The sequence below is a fragment of the Brevibacterium sp. 1718 genome (assembly GCF_051131255.1).
Lineage (GTDB): Bacteria > Actinomycetota > Actinomycetes > Actinomycetales > Brevibacteriaceae > Brevibacterium > Brevibacterium sediminis.
Map to the genome: position 1 here is coordinate 2,791,778 of NZ_CP186550.1, position 17,979 is coordinate 2,809,756.

Sequence of the window (17,979 nt, forward strand, 5' to 3'; positions counted from 1 at the left end):
AGAGGTCAATGCCTGCCCGGCTCGGCTGCACCGGCGGCTCAGCCGAAACAGGTTCGGCCGAATCAGGAGCTCAGTCGAAACGGGCAGCGCCCCGGCCGGCACTGACGGCGAAGATGTCCGGCTCCCCGTAGCCGTGCTCGGCGAATGCCGCGGTGACGGCGTCGCCGACTTGAACAACCTGGTCTGCGTGGATGAGGGCGATCGCGGAACCGCCGAAGCCGCCGCCGATCATCCGCGCGCCGAGCGCCCCGGCTCCCATCGCGGCGGCCACCGCCACGTCGAGTTCGACGCACGAGACCTCGTAGTCGTGCTGCAGAGATTCGTGGGAGGCCACCAACAGGTCGCCGATGGCACTGATGCGCGCACCATGCTCGTCGCCGGTTGCTCGTTCATTGTCCTCGAGCAGTTCGACGGTGGCGCGGACCCGAGCGTTTTCGGTGATGACGTGGCGCACCCGCTTCCGCTGCTCCTCGGTCAGTTCGCTCAGGTCGACGTCATCGGCGAGTTCCCGCAGACTGTCGACTCCGAAGATCGCGGCGGACTCCTCACAGGTCCTCCGTCTGGCGCCGTACCCGCTTTCGCTGTGCGAGTGAGAGACTTTCGAGTCGATGACGAGGAGTCTGAGTCCCTCGGCGTCGAGGTCGAAGGGAATCTGGCGAGCGCTGAGGTCGCGGCAGTCGAGGAAGAGCGCATGCCCGGCCTCGGTCATGATCGACGCGGCCTGGTCGACGATTCCTGTCGGTGCACCGACGAAGTCGTTCTCGGCTCGCTGAGTCAGCAGGACTTTCTCCCGGTCGTCGAGACCGAGGCCATACACCTCGTCGAGGGCGATGAGCACCGCGATTTCGAGTGCGTGCGACGAGGACAGTCCGGCACCGACGGGCACGGTGGATTCGATATAGAGGTCGACTCCGCCGACCACCGTGCCGGTGGTCTTCGCGATCTCATCGACGACTCCGGCAGGATGGCTCAGCCACCCGGGCAGGCTTCCGGGCACGAGTTCCGCGGCCGCGAACTGGCCGAACATTCTCTGGCCGGCGTCATCGCGATGGTCTGAAACGATGCGAATGCTCTCCCCACGCCGAGGCGGCTGCACAGTTCCCGTGTTCCCTGCGTCCTCGGCCTGCCGCCCTGCGGCGTCCCCGCCTTGCCCGGCAGCGCCGTTGTCGGGTCGCCGACCGATGGCGACGTACACCGCCCGATCGATGGCGATCGGCAGGACGAAGCCGGCGTTGTAGTCGGTGTGTTCGCCGATGAAGTTCACCCTGCCTGGAGCACGGAAGGAACCGATCGGACGGTATCCGAACAGGGACTCGAACTCCTCGGCGAGGTGTTCGGGGGTCGGTGTGGATACGGCCTCGGGGGGCTCTGTGGTCATGAACGATCGTCTTCCGGGTCGAGTGCCGAAGCCGTGCTCGCGTTCACGCTCACGGGTACGGCCGCCTCGGCGAGGGGTTCCAGGGTCACGGAACGCAGTCTGGCTGCGGTCTCCTCGGCGGAGACGTCGCCGACGAAGGCACCCATGGCGGCCTCCGAACCGGCGAGGAACTTCAGCTTGTTCTCCGCTCTGCGGGGGCTCGTGATCTCGAGGTGGAGCCAGTCGGCGCGGCGGTCGGCACTGTTGACCGGCGCTTGGTGCCAGGCCGCGATATACGGGGTGGGACTCGGGTAGAGGCCGTCGATGCGTCGCAGCACCTCGGGATAGACGCGGGCCAGGTCGTCGCGTTCGGTCTCGTCGAGCTCGTCGACGCTTCCCACCTGGCGGTGCGGAACGAGGTGGACCTCGATCGGCCAGCGGGCCGCGAAGGGCACGAAAGCGGAGAAGTGATCGGTCTCAAGAATCATTCGCTCTCCTGCCTCGCGTTCGAAGGCGAGCACATCGCCGAGCAGCGGCCGACCGGTCCGGCGCAGGTGTTCATGCGCCCGGGCCGAGGTGATCGCGGTGTGCGGGGTGACATAGGGGTAAGCATAGATCTGACCGTGCGGGTGGTTCATCGTCACCCCGATCTCCTCCCCGCGGTTCTCGAACATGAAGACCTGTTCGATGCCCGGCAGCGCAGCGAGTTCGGCACTCCTGTTGGCCCACGCGTCGATGACGGTGCGGGCGCGCGCGGTGCCGAGGCCCGCGAAGGAGCCGGTGTGCTCCGAGGAGAAGACGACGACTTCGCAGCGGCCGTATCCCGGTCCCGACAGCACGGAGGTCACGGTTTCGGCGGAGTCGGCGGCCGCCTCGGCGAAGGCGGTGTCCACGCTCTGAGCGGACGGAACATCACCGAGGCCGGGGCCGAGGGAGGGGAAGCGGTTCTCGAAGACGGCGACATCGAAGTCTGCCGCCGGGATCTCTGTGGGACGGTCCGGCGTCGACGGGCACAGCGGGCATTCGGCGGCGGCAGGCAGGTGGGTGCGGGTCTGTCGGTGGGTCGCCACGGCGACCCATTCGCCGGTGAGGACATCGAAGCGCAGGGTTCCGCTGTCTGGTCGCGTATCGTGCGGCCGGGGGTCGGCAGCGATCGTCGGTGCAGGTGAGTCGGGGTCCTGGAAGAACAGGATCTCACGACCATCGGACAGGTTCGCCCGGCGATGCGACGCTGGCATCTGACCTCCCAAAAGTTATCATTTTCGATCATAATGCTAACATCCGGCGGCCAAGATGCGCGTGGACGGAGTAGAATATCTGCAACTGTTCTTCCCGCGCTCGAGCACCCTGGAGACCCATGACCGCCACCATCGAACTCGCCTGTGACGAGTCAGCGGCGGCCATCTCCCCCATCGGCGCGAGCCTGGTTCGCTTCAGCGTCGGCGATCGTCCGGTCGTGGTGCCGATGAACGCCTTCGACGGAGCCGTGCTCGCCCCCTGGCCGAATCGGATCGATGGGGGCCGCTACGACTTCGCCGGAGACAACCACCGGCTGCCGATCACCGAGCCTGAGCGGGATGCTGCACTGCATGGCCTCGTCGCCGATGTGCCGTGGTCCGTGGTTGAGCGCACCGAGTCGACGGTCAGTCTCGAATACACGCTGGAGCCGACCGAGGGGTATCCGTTCGCGTTCGATCTGCAGGTGGATTTCGAACTCGCCGAGGCGGAGCTGCGCATGCGTGCACGTGCCCTGAACTCGGGGTCGGCTCCCGCACCGTTCGGTTTCGGATTTCATCCGTGGCTCTCCCCGGGCACTGCCCCACCGGGTACAACCGACCCTGTTGACGATGCCCTCGTCGATGAGGCTCAGCTCGTCATTCCCGCTGAGCACTGGTACGAGACCGATGACCGACTCATCCCCACGGCTGTTCGTCCCTTCGATGACGGCACTGCCGTCCCGGCCGATCACGTCTCCGATGATTCCGCATGCATGGTGTGCAAGGACTTCCGGGCGCTGCGCCTCATCGGCGGCACGGTCCTCGATGATGCGTACGGTTCACCTCGGCGCGGGGACGACGGATGGTCGCGGGCACGACTGAAGGGTGCAGATCTGCGCGAGGTCGTCGTCGGGATGGGGCCAGGGTTCCGCACCTGGCAGGCGTGTACGGGCGACGGCCTCGATGAGGATCTGGCACGTCGGGCGATTGCGATCGAGCCGATGACCTGTCCCCCGAATGCATTCGCAGCGGGCGAAGCCGGCGAGGACTTCGACGTCGTTGCCCCGGGTGACGAGCTTGTCGTCGAGTGGAGCATCGCTCTGACCGGGGCAGACGACACTTCGTGCTTCCTTCCGAAATGACAGTCGCCCTGCCGCGAGTCGGCGCATCCTGATAGGTTGCGACTACAGGCAGATATCAGGCGAGCGTGCCCTGCCCTGGGTGCGTTCCATTCTCGAAGGGGACACCATGTCGACACCGCAGAACCCGAACGACCCGAACAGCAGCTCGGCTGAGCAGAACCTCGACGGCCAGAACCCCGGTGCGAGCGACCAGCCGGAGAGTGCCCAGTCAGCCTCGGACCAGTCGGGGCAGAACCCTCAGGACACTCAGTTCCAGCCCAACCAGGATGCACCGGCATCGCAGCCTGGCCAAGATGCGCAGTTCCAGCCCGATCAGCCCACCTATCAGCAGGGCACCTATGATCCCAATGCCTATCAGGCACAGGGACAGCAGTACCAGCAGGGCGGATATTCGCAGCCCGGCGCTTATCAGCAGGATCCTTATCAGCAGCACGCATACTCGCAAGGAGCGGCACAGCAGCAGGCGTACGGCCAGCCCTTCTACGGTCAGCCTGGGTATGGTCAGGCTCCGCAGTCGAATCCCCAGCAGGCCGGGTTCTTCAAGTCGCTGTTCGATATCCGCTTCGACAACTTCATCGCGGTGAAGTGGGCGGGCTTCATCTACATCATCGCGATCGTGGTCGCGGTCCTGTCCTATCTCGGGACCATCGTCGCCGGCATCACGACGGGAATCGCCGCAGGTTCGGCGTCGAGCTACCTCAGCGGCGGACCGAGCTTCAGCGTGCTTCCACTGATCCTGTCGATCATCTTCGGCTGGATCATCCCGGCCCTGTGGGTCATCGGCGTGCGTCTCGTGCTCGAGCTCATCGTCTCCAATATCAAGACTGCCGAACATACGAAGCGCATCGCCGATTCAGTCGGCCGCTGACTCACTGCGCCCTATATTTCTGGTGCAGGAGCGGCTTCAATGTGCAGAAGTGGTGATCTCAATCAGTGCATATGAATCTTGAACCCGCAGATGCTGACACGGTGCAGGAACGCCCGTGAATTAGAGTGAGCCCCGCACCGAAATTCGATGCGGGGCTCAACCGTACCCCCGAGCAGATTCGAACTGCCGTTACCGCCTTGAGAGGGCGGCGTCCTAGGCCACTAGACGACGGGGGCTAGAACAACACTCCTGGACTGATCCAGACTGTGTCCGCTGGGCTACCAGGACTTGAACCTAGACTAAATGAACCAGAATCACTCGTGCTGCCAATTACACCATAGCCCAATGTTTTTCAAGGTCATCCCCGAGGAGATTTCCCTGAGCAACGAGATATAACTCTACACAAGCACCCCGCCTCCCGACAAATCCGAGAGGCTCCTTTTCAGTGTGACCTTCTTAACACAACAGGCTCACCGCACCCGGCCCGTCGACGGGCCCAGAAGTCCCGCGCGCAGGCTCGCTCTGCCGGCCCCGACGGCCCCGGCCTCACCCGCGAGCGAGGCCGATGAGCCGGTCGAGGACCCGGTAGCCGTCGGCGCGCAGACCGTTGTGTTCGTACTCGTTCGTCACCCACGGCTGCACCCCGGAGAGATGCTCGGCCGTGGCCAGCGAATACTCCACCGGCACGTACGCGTCTTCGAAGTACACTGCCGCCGCACCACGCACCGAGGCGGCCTGCAGAGCGTCGACATCGTAGAGACCGGGCCACTGACGCGCGGCGACGAGCTCGGCCACCTCGGCGAAGGGCGTAAGCTCCGGATCCTCGTGCAGCGACTCCGGCCCGGCATGCTCGCCGGCCAGCAGCGTCGGATCCTTGACCACGGCATCGGGCATCGCCCGCCTGGCCGCCCAGTTCGTCACCGTGCCGTCGGCCCAACAGGATTCGTGGATGACGGCATAGAGCGGGTTGCGCCCCGAGAACGGCAGAGACGCGGCGAGGTCATGCCGGAAAGCCCCCGAAGAGAAGTCGAGGTCGAGCAGATAATGCAGCTTCTCCGGACCATCCGAGGCGCCGAGGAAGTGCCCAAGCAGACGGATCCGCTCCGGCGTCGCCCGCGCTCCCCCGGAGAGGGCGAGACCGTCACCGACAGACGCAAGGTCGACGAGGCGCCGCAGCTTCTCACGGTCGCCGGGGAACGCTGCGTAATACTGCTCGGACTTGCGGATCATGCCCTCCCACGTGCGTCCATAGACGGTCGCCGGGTCGAGGCCGATCGCCGGCAGACCGCCGGTGAAGTACACCTCGTGAAGGGCATTCGAATGCGCGGAGATGTAGCGCAGAGTCGTGAAGCCGCCGAAGGACTGCCCCAGCAGGGACCAGGTTTCCGCGCCGAGGTGGCGGCGCAGGATCTCCGCGTCCTCGACGATCGAATCGGCACGGAAGAAGGACAGCGCCTCGGCGATCGCGGCCGGGTCGTCCCCTACCGTCTCCAGTCCGGTGATGGCCCCATCGACAGAGCCGATCGGATTCGATCTTCCGGTTCCACGCTGGTCGAGCATGACGACCTGGAATTCCTCGAGGGCACGCTTCACCCAGCCGCCGGGACCGCCGACGACGCCCGGGCGCGGGGCTTCCACGCCGGGCCCGCCCTGCAGGTACACGAGGTAGGGCTTCTGACTGTCCGCCTCGGTGGCGATGATCCGGGCGAACACGCCGATCGTGTCCGGCAGATCCACCTTCCCCGAGGCGGCAGTCGCGGCTCCCTCCCCCGCCGAGGCGGCATCCCCCGACCGTCCGAAATGGTCGAAGGGCACGGTGACCGTCACGTCATGGAAGTGCAGTCCCCCACGGGTCCAGTTCTTCTGCTCGACCATGGTCACAGCTGCGCCGCGAGTGCCTTGAGGCGCTTCAGCGAGGAGTCCTTGCCGAGGATCTCCATCGACTCGAACAGCGGTGGTGAGACCTTGCGGCCGGACACGGCCACACGCAGGGGTCCGTAGGCCAGGCGCGGTTTGATCTCCATCTCGTCGACGAGTTTCGCCGACAGCACCTCTTCGAGCTTCGCCGTGGTCCAGTCGTCGAGCCCTTCGAGGACCTCGATGGAGGCGGCGAGCACCTCGGGTGCAGAGTCCTTGAGCGTCTTCAGTCCGTCTTCGGCCATGACAAGGTCGTCATCGGAGGTGAAGAGGAACGCGAGCAGGTCGGGAGCCTCTCCGAGCAGCTTCATGCGGGTCTGCACGAGCGGAGCCGCCTCGTCGAGGATCTGCAGCTGAGCTTCCGTCGGGGACTCCGGGAGCACCTCGGCGGCCTGGAGATACGGCACCAGACGGTCACGGAAGTCATCCGGCTCGAGGAGGCGGATGTGGTCGGCGTTGATGGCGGTGGCCTTCTTCACGTCGAAGCGGGCCGGGTTGGGCAGGACGTCGTGGATGTCGAAGGCCTCGGTGAATTCCTTGACGCTGAACACGTCGCGGTCGGGTCCGATGGACCAGCCGAGCAAGGCGAGGTAGTTGATGAGTCCCTCGGGGATGAATCCGTTCTCGCGATGGAGGAACAAGTTCGATTCGGGGTCGCGCTTCGACAGCTTCTTGTTGCCTTCGCCCATGACGTAGGGCAGGTGGCCGAACTCGGGGGTCGCCTCGGCGATGCCGATGGCCTTGAGGTGTTCGTAGAGAGCGATCTGACGCGGGGTCGAGGAAAGGATGTCCTCGCCGCGGAGCACATGGGTGATGCCCATGAGCGCGTCGTCGACGGGGTTGACCAGGGTGTACAGCGGCTGGCCGTTCGCGCGAACGACGACGAAGTCAGGCACGGTGCCGGCCTTGAAGGTGATGTCGCCGCGAACGAGGTCAGTGAAGGTGATGTCCTCATCGGGCATGCGCACGCGCCACACCGGTTCGCGGCCCTCGGCGCGGAAGGCGGCCTTCTGCTCGTCGGTGAGGTCGCGGTCGTAGCCGTCGTAGCCGAGTTTCGGGTCACGGCCAGCCGCCTTGTGCCGGGCTTCGACTTCCTCGTTCGTCGAGTAGGACTCGTAGATGTGGCCGCCGGCCTTGAGCTTCTCGATGACGCCTGAGTAGATCTCGCCGCGCTGCGACTGGCGGTAGGGTCCGTTGTCTCCGCCGACCTCGATGCCTTCGTCCCAGTCCAGGCCCAGCCATTTCAGCGCCTCGACGACCTGACCGAAGCTCTCCTCGGAGTCACGTGCCGCGTCGGTGTCCTCGATGCGGAAGACGAACTTGCCGCCGGTGTGCTTGGCATAGGCCCAGTTGAACAGGGCTGTGCGGACCATACCGACGTGCGGGGTGCCGGTGGGTGATGGGCAGAAACGAACTTTGACGCTCACGATTGTCCTTTGCGTGATCTTCTCGGGTGTGAGTCTGTGGTGTGCGCGGTGGCGCTGGTGGTGTGGCGGCTCTGGTGTTCCGTGGATGCGATCGCCGAGGCGGCGGTCGGCTCAGGCGTCCATGACCGGGTTCGACAGGACACCGAGTCCTTCGATGGCGATGTCGACGCGGTTGCCGGACACGATCTGGCCGACTCCCTCCGGGGTTCCGGTGAGGATGACATCGCCGGGCAGCAGGGTGATCGTCTCCGACAGGTGTTCGATGATGGTCGGGATATCGAAGATGAAGTCGGCGGTGGTGCCGTCCTGCTTGAGATCCCCGTCGACCCAGGACCGGATGCCGAGGTCGTCGACGTCGAGTTCGGTTTCGATCCAGGGACCCAGCGGGGCCGAGGTGTCGAAGCCCTTTGCCCGCGTCCACTGCTTGTCGGACTTCTGGAGGTCGCGCAGGGTGACGTCGTTGCTCGCGGTGTAGCCGAGGACATGGTCGAAGGCGTTCTCCGCCTTCACACCCTTGGCCACACGTCCGATGACGACGGCGAGTTCGGCCTCATAGGAGACGTATTCGCTGATCGCGGGCAGGCGGATGGGGTCGCCGGGGCCGATGACCGCGGTGTTCGGCTTGAAGAAGGTCACCGGGGTCACGGGAACCTCGTTGCCGAGTTCTGCTGCGTGTGCGGCGAAGTTGCGGCCCACGCCGATCACCTTCGAACGCGGCAGGATGGGGCTGACCAGACGCACGTCGTCGATCTTCAGCCTCTCGCCTGTCGATTGGGCCGGAGAGAAGAAGGGGTCCGAGTCGAGAACGGCGAGTTCGAGTCCCGACGTGTCCCAGCTTCCGTCGGTGATCGGCGGCACTTCACCTTCGACGACTCCGTATTTGGGTTCGTCCTGATGTACAAATCTGGCGATACGCATGTGTCACAGTCTAGTCAGTGCCTGGTGCCTTCCGTGCGTCGGTGCTCATCGATCCGCGATCGGGTCTCCACAGATCCCCCGCTGTGTCCCGTGTGCGGGCGGGGCCGCCCTGCTGAGAGACTGGTGGCATGCCCGATCCGCACCTCCCGCACACCTTCGATCTCGCCCGTATCGGGGCCGGCCTGCCTGCCGCCGCGCTCATCGATGAGCTGGGCCTCGGCGAGGCGGCCCCCGCCCCGAGATTGGTCGTGGAGGCTCCTCCCGGAACCGGTAAGACCACCGTGGTGCCACCGATGATCGCTGAGCACGTGGCCGGTCCGGGCCGCATCATCGTCACCCAGCCCCGGCGGATGGCGGCCCGCGCCGCGGCCAGGCGGCTCGCGTCGTTGACGGGGACCCGCCTCGGCGAGGTGGTGGGGTTCACCGTCCGCGGTGAATCGCGGACCTCGCGGGCGACACGGATCGAGTTCGTCACCACGGGTGTGCTTCTGTCGCGACTGCTGCGCGATCCGGAGCTGACCGGTATCGACGGGGTCATTCTCGACGAGGTGCATGAGCGGCAGCTGGATACGGATCTCGCGTTCGCGATGTGCCGGGAATTGGCTGATCTGCGTGAGGATCTCTCCGTGGTCGTCATGTCGGCGACCTTGGATGCGCAGCTGTGGGCCGCGCGTCTCGGTGACGGACCGCAGTCGCCAGCGACGCTGCTGTCGGTGGCCGCCGATATTCATCCTCTGGAGGTACGGTGGGCACCGGCGAAGGAGCGGCCGCTCGATGCGCGGGGTGTGACCTGGGATTTCCTTGATCATCTGGCGGCGACGACGGTGCGTGCGCTGACTGAGACCGGTGAGGGCGACGTACTCGTCTTCGCTCCCGGTGCACGCGAAGTCGACGAGGTGGCCTCTCGCGTGCGGCGCCGTGTGGAATCAGGTGGCGGTTCGGGTGATGGCGGACCGATCGGCTCTGGTGGTTCGGGTACCGGTGACACGATCGAGGTGCACACCTTGACGGGGCGGACTCCCGCGAAGGAGCAGGACGCGATTCTGCGCCCACGCACCGACGAGGGACGGAACCGTCGCGTCATCGTTTCGACCTCGGTGGCAGAGTCGGCGCTGACGATCGACGGGGTCCGCATCGTCGTCGACTCCGGGCTCTCCCGAGGACCACGGCTGGATACGCGGCGTCGCATGTCCGGGCTGGTCACGATGCGGGAGTCGAAGGCTTCGGGAACACAGCGCTCCGGTCGTGCCGCCCGGCAGGGACCGGGTGTTGCGTATCGGTGCATGTCAGAGGCGGATTGGGCAAGCCTGCCCGAGCACACTCCTCCCGAAATTGCGACCTCCGATCTCACCTCCGCAGTGCTCGCACTCGCCGTGTGGGGCGGCGACGAGACCCTCTTGCCAGATCCGCTGCCGGCCGGACCGAAACGGCAGGCGGTCGACAACCTGGTCGCTTTGGGAGCCGTGGAGATCTCGGCAGCGGCAATGGACGGTGCAGGAGGCGAGCGCTCCGCCGGTGAGCGCCCCACCGGTGAGCTCCCCGACACTGCCGAGTTCCCGATATCAGCACTGAACGTCACCCAGACGGGGCGGGCGATCGCGGCGGTTCCCGCCTCGGTGTGGTCGGCACGTGGCCTCCTCGACGGGGCTGCCCTGCTCTCACCCGCGCGTGCGGCAGAAGCGGTCGCCGTCATCGAATCCGATCAGAGGGCTCCCGGCGCCGATCTCTCCGCGCTGCTGCGGCAGCTGCGACGCAGCAAGGATCCTCGATTCGCTCAGGACCGCGAACGGTTCGCGTCGATCGCACGCGAGTTCGCCTCGGACGGCGATGGCGGCGACACGGGAGACGACACCGGGAACGGTGGAATCGGCGACCGCGCTGAAGCCACCCGCGGTACCGGCACAGCGTTGACTCCCGAGGACCTCGGGCTCGTCACGGCACTGTCCTACCCCCTGCAGATCGCGCGTCTGCGCGGCGCCTCCGATTCCGAATACCTACTGGCTTCCGGCACGGCGGCGAGCCTGCCCCGAGACTCCTCGCTGCAGGGCAGCCCATGGTTGGCTATCGCCGAAGTGGGCCTGGCCGGATCGCGTGCGATCATCCGATCTGCTGTTCCCATCGACGTCGACACCGCGGAACTCGCCGGCGCCGGGCTGCTGCACACGGAGGAGACGGCGACGTTCGAGTCCGGGAAGGTCCGTGCGGTACGGCGCAGCCGCCTCGGCGGAATCGAACTGACCTCCACCCCGATCCAGGCCGGTCGCGAACTCGCCCGCCGTGCCATCGCCGAATCGGTGCGCGAGCGAGGAGCCCGCGAGGTTCTGCGTCCCTCCAAAGCCTTCGAATCGCTGCGCGCCCGGCTGGGACTGCTCCGCGCGGTCTTCGGGGACCCATGGCCGGACGTGACGTGGGTGCACCTCTCTGAGACGCTCGATCAGTGGTGTCCTGATGCGCTCGACCACATCGCGAAGGGCTCCGATCCTGCTCGCGTCGACCTCGTCTCCGCGCTGCGCGGCCTGCTGCCGTGGCCCGAGGCGGCCCGGCTCGATGAGCTGGCCCCGACCCATATCGAGGTGCCCAGCGGGTCACACGTTCGCCTCGAGTATCCGGATCCCGATCTCCTCGAGCCGACCCCGATCCTCGCGGTCAAACTCCAGGAGTGCTTCGGTTGGACCGATGTGCCCCGCGTCTGTGACGGCCGGGTGGCGGTCACCATGCACCTGCTCTCCCCCGCCAGGCGGCCCCTGGCGGTCACCAGTGATCTCGCGTCGTTCTGGGCGAATGCGTATGCCCATGTCAGGGCCGAGAACCGGGGCCGCTACCCGAAGCATCCGTGGCCGGAGGATCCACTCACCGCACCGGCGGCGAAGGGCACGAAGCGCTCGGGTCGCTGAGCTGGAGCCCGACTCGACCGTCTGGGACAATGGTGCGGTGACTTCCGCACTCTCGACCACGACTCCCGCCCCATCCAGGGCGGCGACCGAGCGTGCCGACGCATCGTCGGGCCGCCTCGGTGACGGTGTCGTTCCTGCCGAGATCTGGCGCGAGCTGCGTGACGAGCACGAACATCGGATCGCCGAGCGCACCGATGCGCATATCGAGCGGCGGATGCGACAGGAGACCCACCCGGTCGAAGACTTCCTCTTCACCTACTACCCGTTCAAGGTCGGGCAGCTGAAGAAATGGCATCCCGGGCCGGGTGTGCGCGTCGCGCTTGAGACGGCCGAAGATCGTCGGTATTTCGACCGTCGGTGGTATCGCATCGACGATGCGCAGAATTTCGCCGAGGTGGACCTCGAGTCCTGGCGCACCGACCGTGGGGACGGAGCAAAGTTCATCGCCTCGCTGCTGTCGTCGACATTGGGTCGGGAAGCGAACTTCGGGTGCTTCGGCATCCACGAATGGGCGATGGTCTACCGTCTCACCGACGAGCAGCGCCGGCATCAGCAGGTGCCGCTGCGGCTGAGCCCCGCCGAGACCGATGCCGTGGTCGAAGGCCACCGCATCCAGTGTTCGCATCATGATGCGTTCCGTTTCTTCACCGCACCGGCCCGGCCGCTCAACACCTTGCAGCCGAGCCGCGAGGGCATGGTCGCCAACGAGCAGCCCGGGTGTCTGCACGCGGGGATGGATCTGTACAAATGGGCGATGAAGATCTCGCCGATCGCTGATTCGGATCTCGTCGTCGACTGCTTCGACCTCGCGCTCGACATCCGCACCCTGGACATGGAGGCCTCCCCCTATGACCTGCGTGGTTGGGGCTACGGGGTCGTCGCCATCGAGACCGCTGCGGGCAAGGCCGAGTACATGGAGCGGCAGAAGGATTTCTCCGGCAGGGCGCAGTCGCTGCGGTCGCGCCTGCTCGATGCCTTGGCAGTCGCGGGAGTTCATCCGCGCTGAGTCGCCTGGTGGCTGCGCTGGCTAGCCGCTGCGGCTGCGCCGGGCCCGCTGTGCTGACCGGTCGCTGCGGCCGCGCCATTTCGTGGACGTCTGCGCGGTCGCGGCACCGGCGAGCCTACGATCGGCGGTATGCGCGCCGTCCTCTTCGATCAGTTCTCCGTCCGTCCCGAACTCACGGACTTTCCCGCCCCGACCGCACCTGGTGCGGGCGTCGTCATCGACGTCGAAGCCACCGGGGTGTGCCGCAGCGACCATCACGCGTGGGCCGGCCACGATTCGACGATCACTCTGCCCCACGTGCCCGGGCATGAGCTGGTCGGTCGGGTCGCCTCGGCGGGTGTGGGCGTACAGGACTTCCACGTCGGCCAACGGGTGACTGTTCCTTTTGTGTGCGGTTGCGGCAGCTGCCGGTGGTGCGTTTCCGGCAATGCGCAGGTGTGCCCCGATCAGACCCAACCGGGATTCACGCATTTCGGGTCGTGGGCGGATCAGGTCGTCATCCACAATGCCGATGCCAACCTCGTGGCCGTGCCCGAGGACCTGCCGGCCGCGGCCGTCGTCGGGCTCGGATGTCGATTCGCCACGGCCTTCCATGGTCTGCGAGTGCGGGCTCGCCTTGCCGCGGACGAGACTGTCGCCGTCTTCGGCTGCGGCGGGGTGGGACTGTCGACAATCATGATCGCCCGGGCCCTCGGTGCGAAGGTGATCGCCATCGACGTCAGCGATGCGGCCTTGGAATCCGCCCGTGAGTTCGGTGCCGCACGATGCGTCAATGCTCGGGATCTCAGCCCTGAGGAGCTGAGCGCCGAGGTGGTCGCGCAGTTCGCGTCGACCGATCCCGACGGGGTGGCTGTGACCGTTGATGCCCTGGGCAGGGAGGACACGATCCGGGCGGCGATCGGTGCTCTGGCACCCTTGGGTCGGCATGTGCAGATCGGGCTGCTGCCCGCGGAGCCGGTCGTCGATCTGCCGCGCGTAATCGCTCTCGAGCTCAGCGTGCTCGGCTCGCACGGAATGGCTGCGGCCGAGTACCCAGAGCTCGTGGACCTTGTCGTTCAGGGACGATTGCGTCCGCAGGAGCTGGTCACTACTGTCATCGGACTCGACGAGGCGCCCGCGGCGATGGAGGCGATGGGGTCACCCTCTGCCTCGGCGGGGATGACGATCATCGACCTGGCCAGGTGAGACGGCCGGCGGTCCGGGCACTGTGAGTCGCCTCGGCGAGGTCGAGCGCAACGGCGGCGATCACGGCAATGCTTCACTCGTCGCCGAGTGACTCCCGCATGCTCGCGGCCAGGAATCCGATGAGTTCCTGATTCCCGCGGATTCCGGGTTCGAACGGCAGCCGCAAGCGGTCTTTGTCCCTGTCCCGGTACCGCGGAATGACGTGCATATGGAAGTGGAAGACCGTCTGCCACGCCTCGGCACCGCAGCAGTTGAGGAGATTGACGCCATCGGCTCCCCATGCATCGAAAGCGTGCTTGGCGATGCGCTGGGATTCGAGCGCCACCGCAGACAGATCTTCGGCCGGGATATCCCGCAGGTCCGTGCTGTGACGTTTCGGCACGACGAGCAGATGCCCGTCCGACCCGGGCTGGATGTCCATGAACGCTAAGGTCGACTCGGTCTCGGCGATCGGCGCACTCGGTGCGTCACCTGCGACGATCTGGCAGAAGATGCAGTCGCTGCTCATGAGTTCCGATTCCTCCCCTGCTGTCAGTCAATTGTCCTGTTCGGTGCTGGGTCGAGTCCCTCAGATCGTGCTGACGAGCCCTCAGACCATGATGGCGAGGACGACTTTCGTGTCCTGGCCATCCCAGCGGCCCAACAGCAGACCGGCGTCGGACTTCTCCGCCGGAGACTCGGGCGACAGGCGGTAGAGGATCTCGACGTCGCCGGCACCCGGCAGAGGTCCCGTCCCGAAGGCGTGGGCCACCTCGGTGATCTCTTCGCCCCGGTTGCCCTCAGCATCGACGCGGTACTGCTTCGCTGCGGTCGACGCGGTGGCGATGGTGTGGTCGAGGCGCTGCCGGAACAGCGGGTCACCCATGCCGGCGTAGACCCACCGCTTGCCGAGCACCGAATGCTCCATACTCGCCACGAATGCTTCGTCGGCGCCCTCGAGCGGTGCTCCGCGGTAGGTCAGCGGCACCTGCAGCAGCTGGTCACCGCTCTTCACGATGTGGATCTCGATGCCCACTTCGCCGGCGGGGTCGTCGAAGCGGTACGCGGTGACTGCCTCGAGCGGGTTCGCCGCGAGGTCGAGCTCGGCGGCCCAGTCCTGCTTGGCTACCCAGTCGGTGACGACGTCGAGCTTGCCGGGGTTGAGCTGAGCTGCGTAGATATCTGCCATGACGGTTCCTCCTGAAATCTGTCTGACGTCGGCGTCAGGTGTGGCTGGGCGTGTCAGGTGTCTGTAGGTGCGAGGCGCTCGGAGGTCTCCGGACGCTTCGCAACAGGCCTTGCGCGGTCTCAGGCCTTGCGCGTGCCGGGGATCCATTCTCCGTCGACGACTTCGTAGTCGGCGAAGACTGCCGGTGCCTCTTCGCGCATGACCTCGCCGATCTTGTTGAAGATGAGGCGGATCTCCTCTTCAGCGCCCTTCGCAGTGCGCATTTCGATGACGTGGCGCAGAGAACGCAGGTTCGCGGTGTAGACGATTCCGGTGGCCAGGCCCTCGGGGGCGAAGCGGCGCATGAACGAGGTCATGTGCTTCTTGTGGGAGAACTTCGTGCCCTCCTCGTCAAGCTCGAAATGATCGGCCATCCACTGCTGGTGCTCCTCGAGGGTGTCGAGGACCTTGAGGCTGCGTTCCATGAGTTCGGGATCTTCGCGGGCCCACTCGGGGAACCAGAATGGGATGTCCGTGAGGCGGACGTAGCGCAGCGATTCCTGCGAGAACGCCGATCCTGCGCGGTGGCGGATGAGTTCGTGGGTGAGCACGCGCGAGACGTTGTGGAGGACGAAGGTGAAGTTCGCGTGTTCGAGCACGGATCCGTGCTGGGACTTCACGACGTTGCCGAGGTACTGCGCGGAATCGGTGCGCACCCGCGAGACGTTCGGGTTGAGTCCCGGCTCCCACGAGCGATAGCACATGCGTCCGGAGAACTCGAGGAGATCCTCGGCGTCGGGAGATTCCGCATCTTCGACCCGGTCCGCCCAGGAGGTTCCGCCCACCTCGTCGAGGTAAGTCCTCATCGCTTCCCAATCGATATTGGGCTTGGCGAGCAGTTCAACGGACGGTTCGACCTGGCGCATGGCTCTCCTAGTGAAGGGGACGTGATTGATTCCCAATCCTACAGACAGCCCGGCTGGTTGCGGCGACCGGTCCGCACCGAAATTCTCCTCGCCTCAACCGTCTTGGCTGACAAGTGCGACGGGGCGGTGTTCGTCGAGGTTGTGCAGGCGACCGCCCGTATCAACGACGAACGCCTGCGCCCCTGCAGATTCCACCATCACCGAGGTGGCCGCACCGTCGACGTATACGACCGCGGCATGATCATCGATGGCGATTCCGGGGCCCGGAAGTCGGCCCTGTGCGATCCATTCCCGGAAGGATTCCTTCCGTCCGGGTTCTCCATGGAAGTGCGGGCAGGCACTCCCCCGCAGGAAGCCGAGCCCGTCGTTCAGCGGTGCCAGCGGACCGAACGAATCCGTCGAGGATGCCGCGAACCAGCAGTTTGCACCGGCGCTGATGCCGGCGAGGATCGTTCCTCCGCCGGCCGCTTCTCTCATCCGTTGGTCGACGCCATGCCTCCGCCAGAGGCTGAGCAGGTTCGCCGTGGAGCCGCCGCCGACGTAGATGAGGTCCATGTCGAGCAGCATCGCCGGATCCTGGTAGTCCCACGGACTCTGCCCGAACAGGGAGAGGACATGGGTTCGTGCCCGCGCCGCGAATGCCGCTTCGAACCGCTCGATGTAGTCACGGCTGTCACCGGATGCCGTCGGGACGAAGCAGACGTTCGGGAGTCCAACAGAGGCGCCGAAGCCGCTCTGAGCACCGGCCTCGTCCTCAGCGCCGCCGCGGATCCGTCTGGCGGCCATGCGCACCAGCTCGTCGTCAATGGCCGATTCCCCGCTCTCGGACATCGAGAATCCACCACCGCCGAGGGCCACGATCGTGCCCCGGAAAGCGGTGGATTCAGAGGTGCTCACGGCACTCGGTGCGTCCACTTCTCGGTTCCGAACTTCTCATCGACGAGTTCCTGGGCCCGCTTGAGTTCCTCCTCCGTGTAGGTGCCGTAAGTGGCCCCGTAGCGGGTGGCGAAGGTGTCCGCCATGACATCGATGATGTCTTTGCGCGCCTCACCGGTCTGACTCCGCAGCGGATCGACGCGCTTCTTCGCGCTCGCCACTCCCTTGTCGGAGATCTTCGCTTCGCCGATGCGCAGAACTTCGACCATCTTGTCCGCGTCGATGTCGTAGCTCATCGTCGCGTGGTGGAGCAGTGTGCCGTCGCGATTGCGCTTCTGTGCGGCACCGCCGATCTTGCCTCCGGTCGAGGAGATGTCGTTGATCGGCTTGTAGAACGCCTCAACGCCGAGAGTCTTGAGAGCCGCGAGCACCCACTGGTCGAGGAACACATACGACTCCTCATAGTCGAGGCCGGCGACGAGGGCAGGCGGGACGAACATCGAATAGGTGATGCAGTTGCCGCCTTCCATGAACATCGCACCTCCGCCCGAGATGCGACGCACGACCTGGACGTCGTACTTCTCCACGCCTTCGGGCCGCAGCTCGTTGACGTAGGACTGGAAGGCCCCGATGACGGTGGCCGTGTCCTCCCACTCCCAGAACCGCAGGGTCGGCTGACGACGACCTGCCGCAACTTCCTCGAGCAGGACCTGATCAAGTGCCACATTGAGCTGAGTCGGCAGCACCTCGCCGCGAATGACCTGCCAGTCGAAGTCAGTGAAGTTCGCCGCCGAACCCAGCGCCCGTCGCACGACGGTGGCGATATCGGCGGTGGAGAAGCCGTGCATCGCCAGTTCCGAACCGTAGCCGGCCAGAGCCTCGTCGAGGCGGCCGCGCAGCGCCGCATTATCGGCAGTGACGCTGGCGCCGACGAGGGCCGGTGCCAGGTCGAAATAGGCTTCCTCGGGTTCGAGGAAGAAGTCCCCGGAGATCTTCACCTCGGTGATGGTCTTGCCGTCGGTGGTGACATCGGCGACGACGAGTTTGCCGCCGATGACCTTGTATTCGCCGTGGAAGTGCTGCGTCTCGTTCGTCATGT

General features: G+C 65.9%; 15 protein-coding genes and 2 tRNA genes. 5 read left to right on the forward strand and 12 right to left on the reverse strand.

From position 1 onward, the window contains the following. Positions 1–70: 70 nt before the first annotated feature. Both ACOZ9V_RS12570 and galT read right to left on the reverse strand, forming a co-directional pair. The gene (locus ACOZ9V_RS12570; RefSeq protein ID WP_434590518.1) at positions 71–1,378 is read right to left on the reverse strand and encodes a galactokinase; all 1,308 of its coding nucleotides are present in this window, start codon (positions 1,376–1,378) and stop codon (positions 71–73) included. Further along, positions 1,375–2,595: a galactose-1-phosphate uridylyltransferase gene (gene galT, locus ACOZ9V_RS12575; protein WP_181271662.1), complete on the reverse strand. Its 1,221-nt coding sequence runs from the start codon at positions 2,593–2,595 to the stop codon at positions 1,375–1,377. Before galT ends, ACOZ9V_RS12570 begins: the two co-directional genes overlap by 4 nt. 119 nt (positions 2,596–2,714) lie before the next feature. Between galT and ACOZ9V_RS12580 the strand changes: the two genes are divergently transcribed. Both ACOZ9V_RS12580 and ACOZ9V_RS12585 read left to right on the forward strand, forming a co-directional pair. After that, positions 2,715–3,716, forward strand: coding sequence for an aldose 1-epimerase family protein (locus ACOZ9V_RS12580; RefSeq protein WP_434590521.1), 1,002 nt, complete (start codon positions 2,715–2,717; stop codon positions 3,714–3,716). A 106-nt stretch (positions 3,717–3,822) separates the two neighbouring features. Then, positions 3,823–4,584, forward strand: coding sequence for a DUF4282 domain-containing protein (locus ACOZ9V_RS12585; RefSeq protein ID WP_434590524.1), 762 nt, complete (start codon positions 3,823–3,825; stop codon positions 4,582–4,584). A gap of 163 nt (positions 4,585–4,747) precedes the next feature. Here ACOZ9V_RS12585 and ACOZ9V_RS12590 read toward each other — a convergent pair. From ACOZ9V_RS12590 to ACOZ9V_RS12610, 5 genes are all read right to left on the reverse strand, one after another. Further along, a tRNA-Glu gene (locus ACOZ9V_RS12590) sits at positions 4,748–4,820 on the reverse strand. Positions 4,821–4,857: 37 nt separating this feature from the next. Beyond that, positions 4,858–4,929: transfer RNA gene (locus ACOZ9V_RS12595), tRNA-Gln, on the reverse strand. Positions 4,930–5,130: 201 nt separating this feature from the next. Then, a complete protein-coding gene (locus ACOZ9V_RS12600; RefSeq protein WP_434590527.1) occupies positions 5,131–6,459 on the reverse strand; it encodes an alpha/beta fold hydrolase in 1,329 nt (442 codons plus the stop codon). A gap of 2 nt (positions 6,460–6,461) precedes the next feature. After that, positions 6,462–7,928 (reverse strand): glutamate--tRNA ligase, encoded by a 1,467-nt coding sequence (gene gltX / locus ACOZ9V_RS12605; protein ID WP_139908468.1) that lies wholly within the window; start codon positions 7,926–7,928, stop codon positions 6,462–6,464. Between the two features lie 111 nt (positions 7,929–8,039). Continuing rightward, positions 8,040–8,846, reverse strand: coding sequence for a fumarylacetoacetate hydrolase family protein (locus ACOZ9V_RS12610; protein ID WP_139468848.1), 807 nt, complete (start codon positions 8,844–8,846; stop codon positions 8,040–8,042). 128 nt (positions 8,847–8,974) lie between these two features. Here ACOZ9V_RS12610 and ACOZ9V_RS12615 point away from each other — a divergent pair, with 128 nt between their 5' ends. The 3 genes from ACOZ9V_RS12615 (at position 8,975) to ACOZ9V_RS12625 (ending at position 13,931) form a co-directional block, all read left to right on the forward strand. Beyond that, positions 8,975–11,740, forward strand: coding sequence for an ATP-dependent RNA helicase (locus ACOZ9V_RS12615; protein ID WP_434590531.1), 2,766 nt, complete (start codon positions 8,975–8,977; stop codon positions 11,738–11,740). Positions 11,741–11,777: 37 nt separating this feature from the next. Beyond that, a complete protein-coding gene (locus ACOZ9V_RS12620) occupies positions 11,778–12,746 on the forward strand; it encodes a 3-methyladenine DNA glycosylase (protein ID WP_434590534.1) in 969 nt (322 codons plus the stop codon). A gap of 129 nt (positions 12,747–12,875) precedes the next feature. Further along, entirely contained in the window at positions 12,876–13,931 is a 1,056-nt protein-coding gene (locus tag ACOZ9V_RS12625; protein ID WP_434590536.1) for a zinc-binding dehydrogenase, read from the forward strand. 73 nt (positions 13,932–14,004) lie between these two features. Here ACOZ9V_RS12625 and ACOZ9V_RS12630 read toward each other — a convergent pair whose 3' ends face one another. The 5 genes from ACOZ9V_RS12630 to ACOZ9V_RS12650 all read right to left on the reverse strand — a co-directional run bounded on the left by ACOZ9V_RS12630 (position 14,005) and on the right by ACOZ9V_RS12650 (position 17,977). Continuing rightward, the gene (locus tag ACOZ9V_RS12630; protein WP_139468851.1) at positions 14,005–14,439 is read right to left on the reverse strand and encodes an HIT family protein; all 435 of its coding nucleotides are present in this window, start codon (positions 14,437–14,439) and stop codon (positions 14,005–14,007) included. A gap of 81 nt (positions 14,440–14,520) precedes the next feature. Beyond that, positions 14,521–15,099 (reverse strand): maltokinase N-terminal cap-like domain-containing protein, encoded by a 579-nt coding sequence (locus tag ACOZ9V_RS12635; RefSeq protein ID WP_434590538.1) that lies wholly within the window; start codon positions 15,097–15,099, stop codon positions 14,521–14,523. Positions 15,100–15,218: 119 nt separating this feature from the next. Beyond that, positions 15,219–16,004, reverse strand: coding sequence for an FAD-dependent thymidylate synthase (gene thyX / locus ACOZ9V_RS12640; RefSeq protein ID WP_139468853.1), 786 nt, complete (start codon positions 16,002–16,004; stop codon positions 15,219–15,221). Between the two features lie 93 nt (positions 16,005–16,097). Continuing rightward, positions 16,098–16,901: a Type 1 glutamine amidotransferase-like domain-containing protein gene (locus tag ACOZ9V_RS12645; protein WP_434590542.1), complete on the reverse strand. Its 804-nt coding sequence runs from the start codon at positions 16,899–16,901 to the stop codon at positions 16,098–16,100. Continuing rightward, positions 16,898–17,977, reverse strand: coding sequence for a lipoate--protein ligase family protein (locus ACOZ9V_RS12650; protein ID WP_139468854.1), 1,080 nt, complete (start codon positions 17,975–17,977; stop codon positions 16,898–16,900). The genes ACOZ9V_RS12645 and ACOZ9V_RS12650 overlap by 4 nt, the downstream gene beginning before the upstream one ends. Positions 17,978–17,979: the final 2 nt, after the last annotated feature.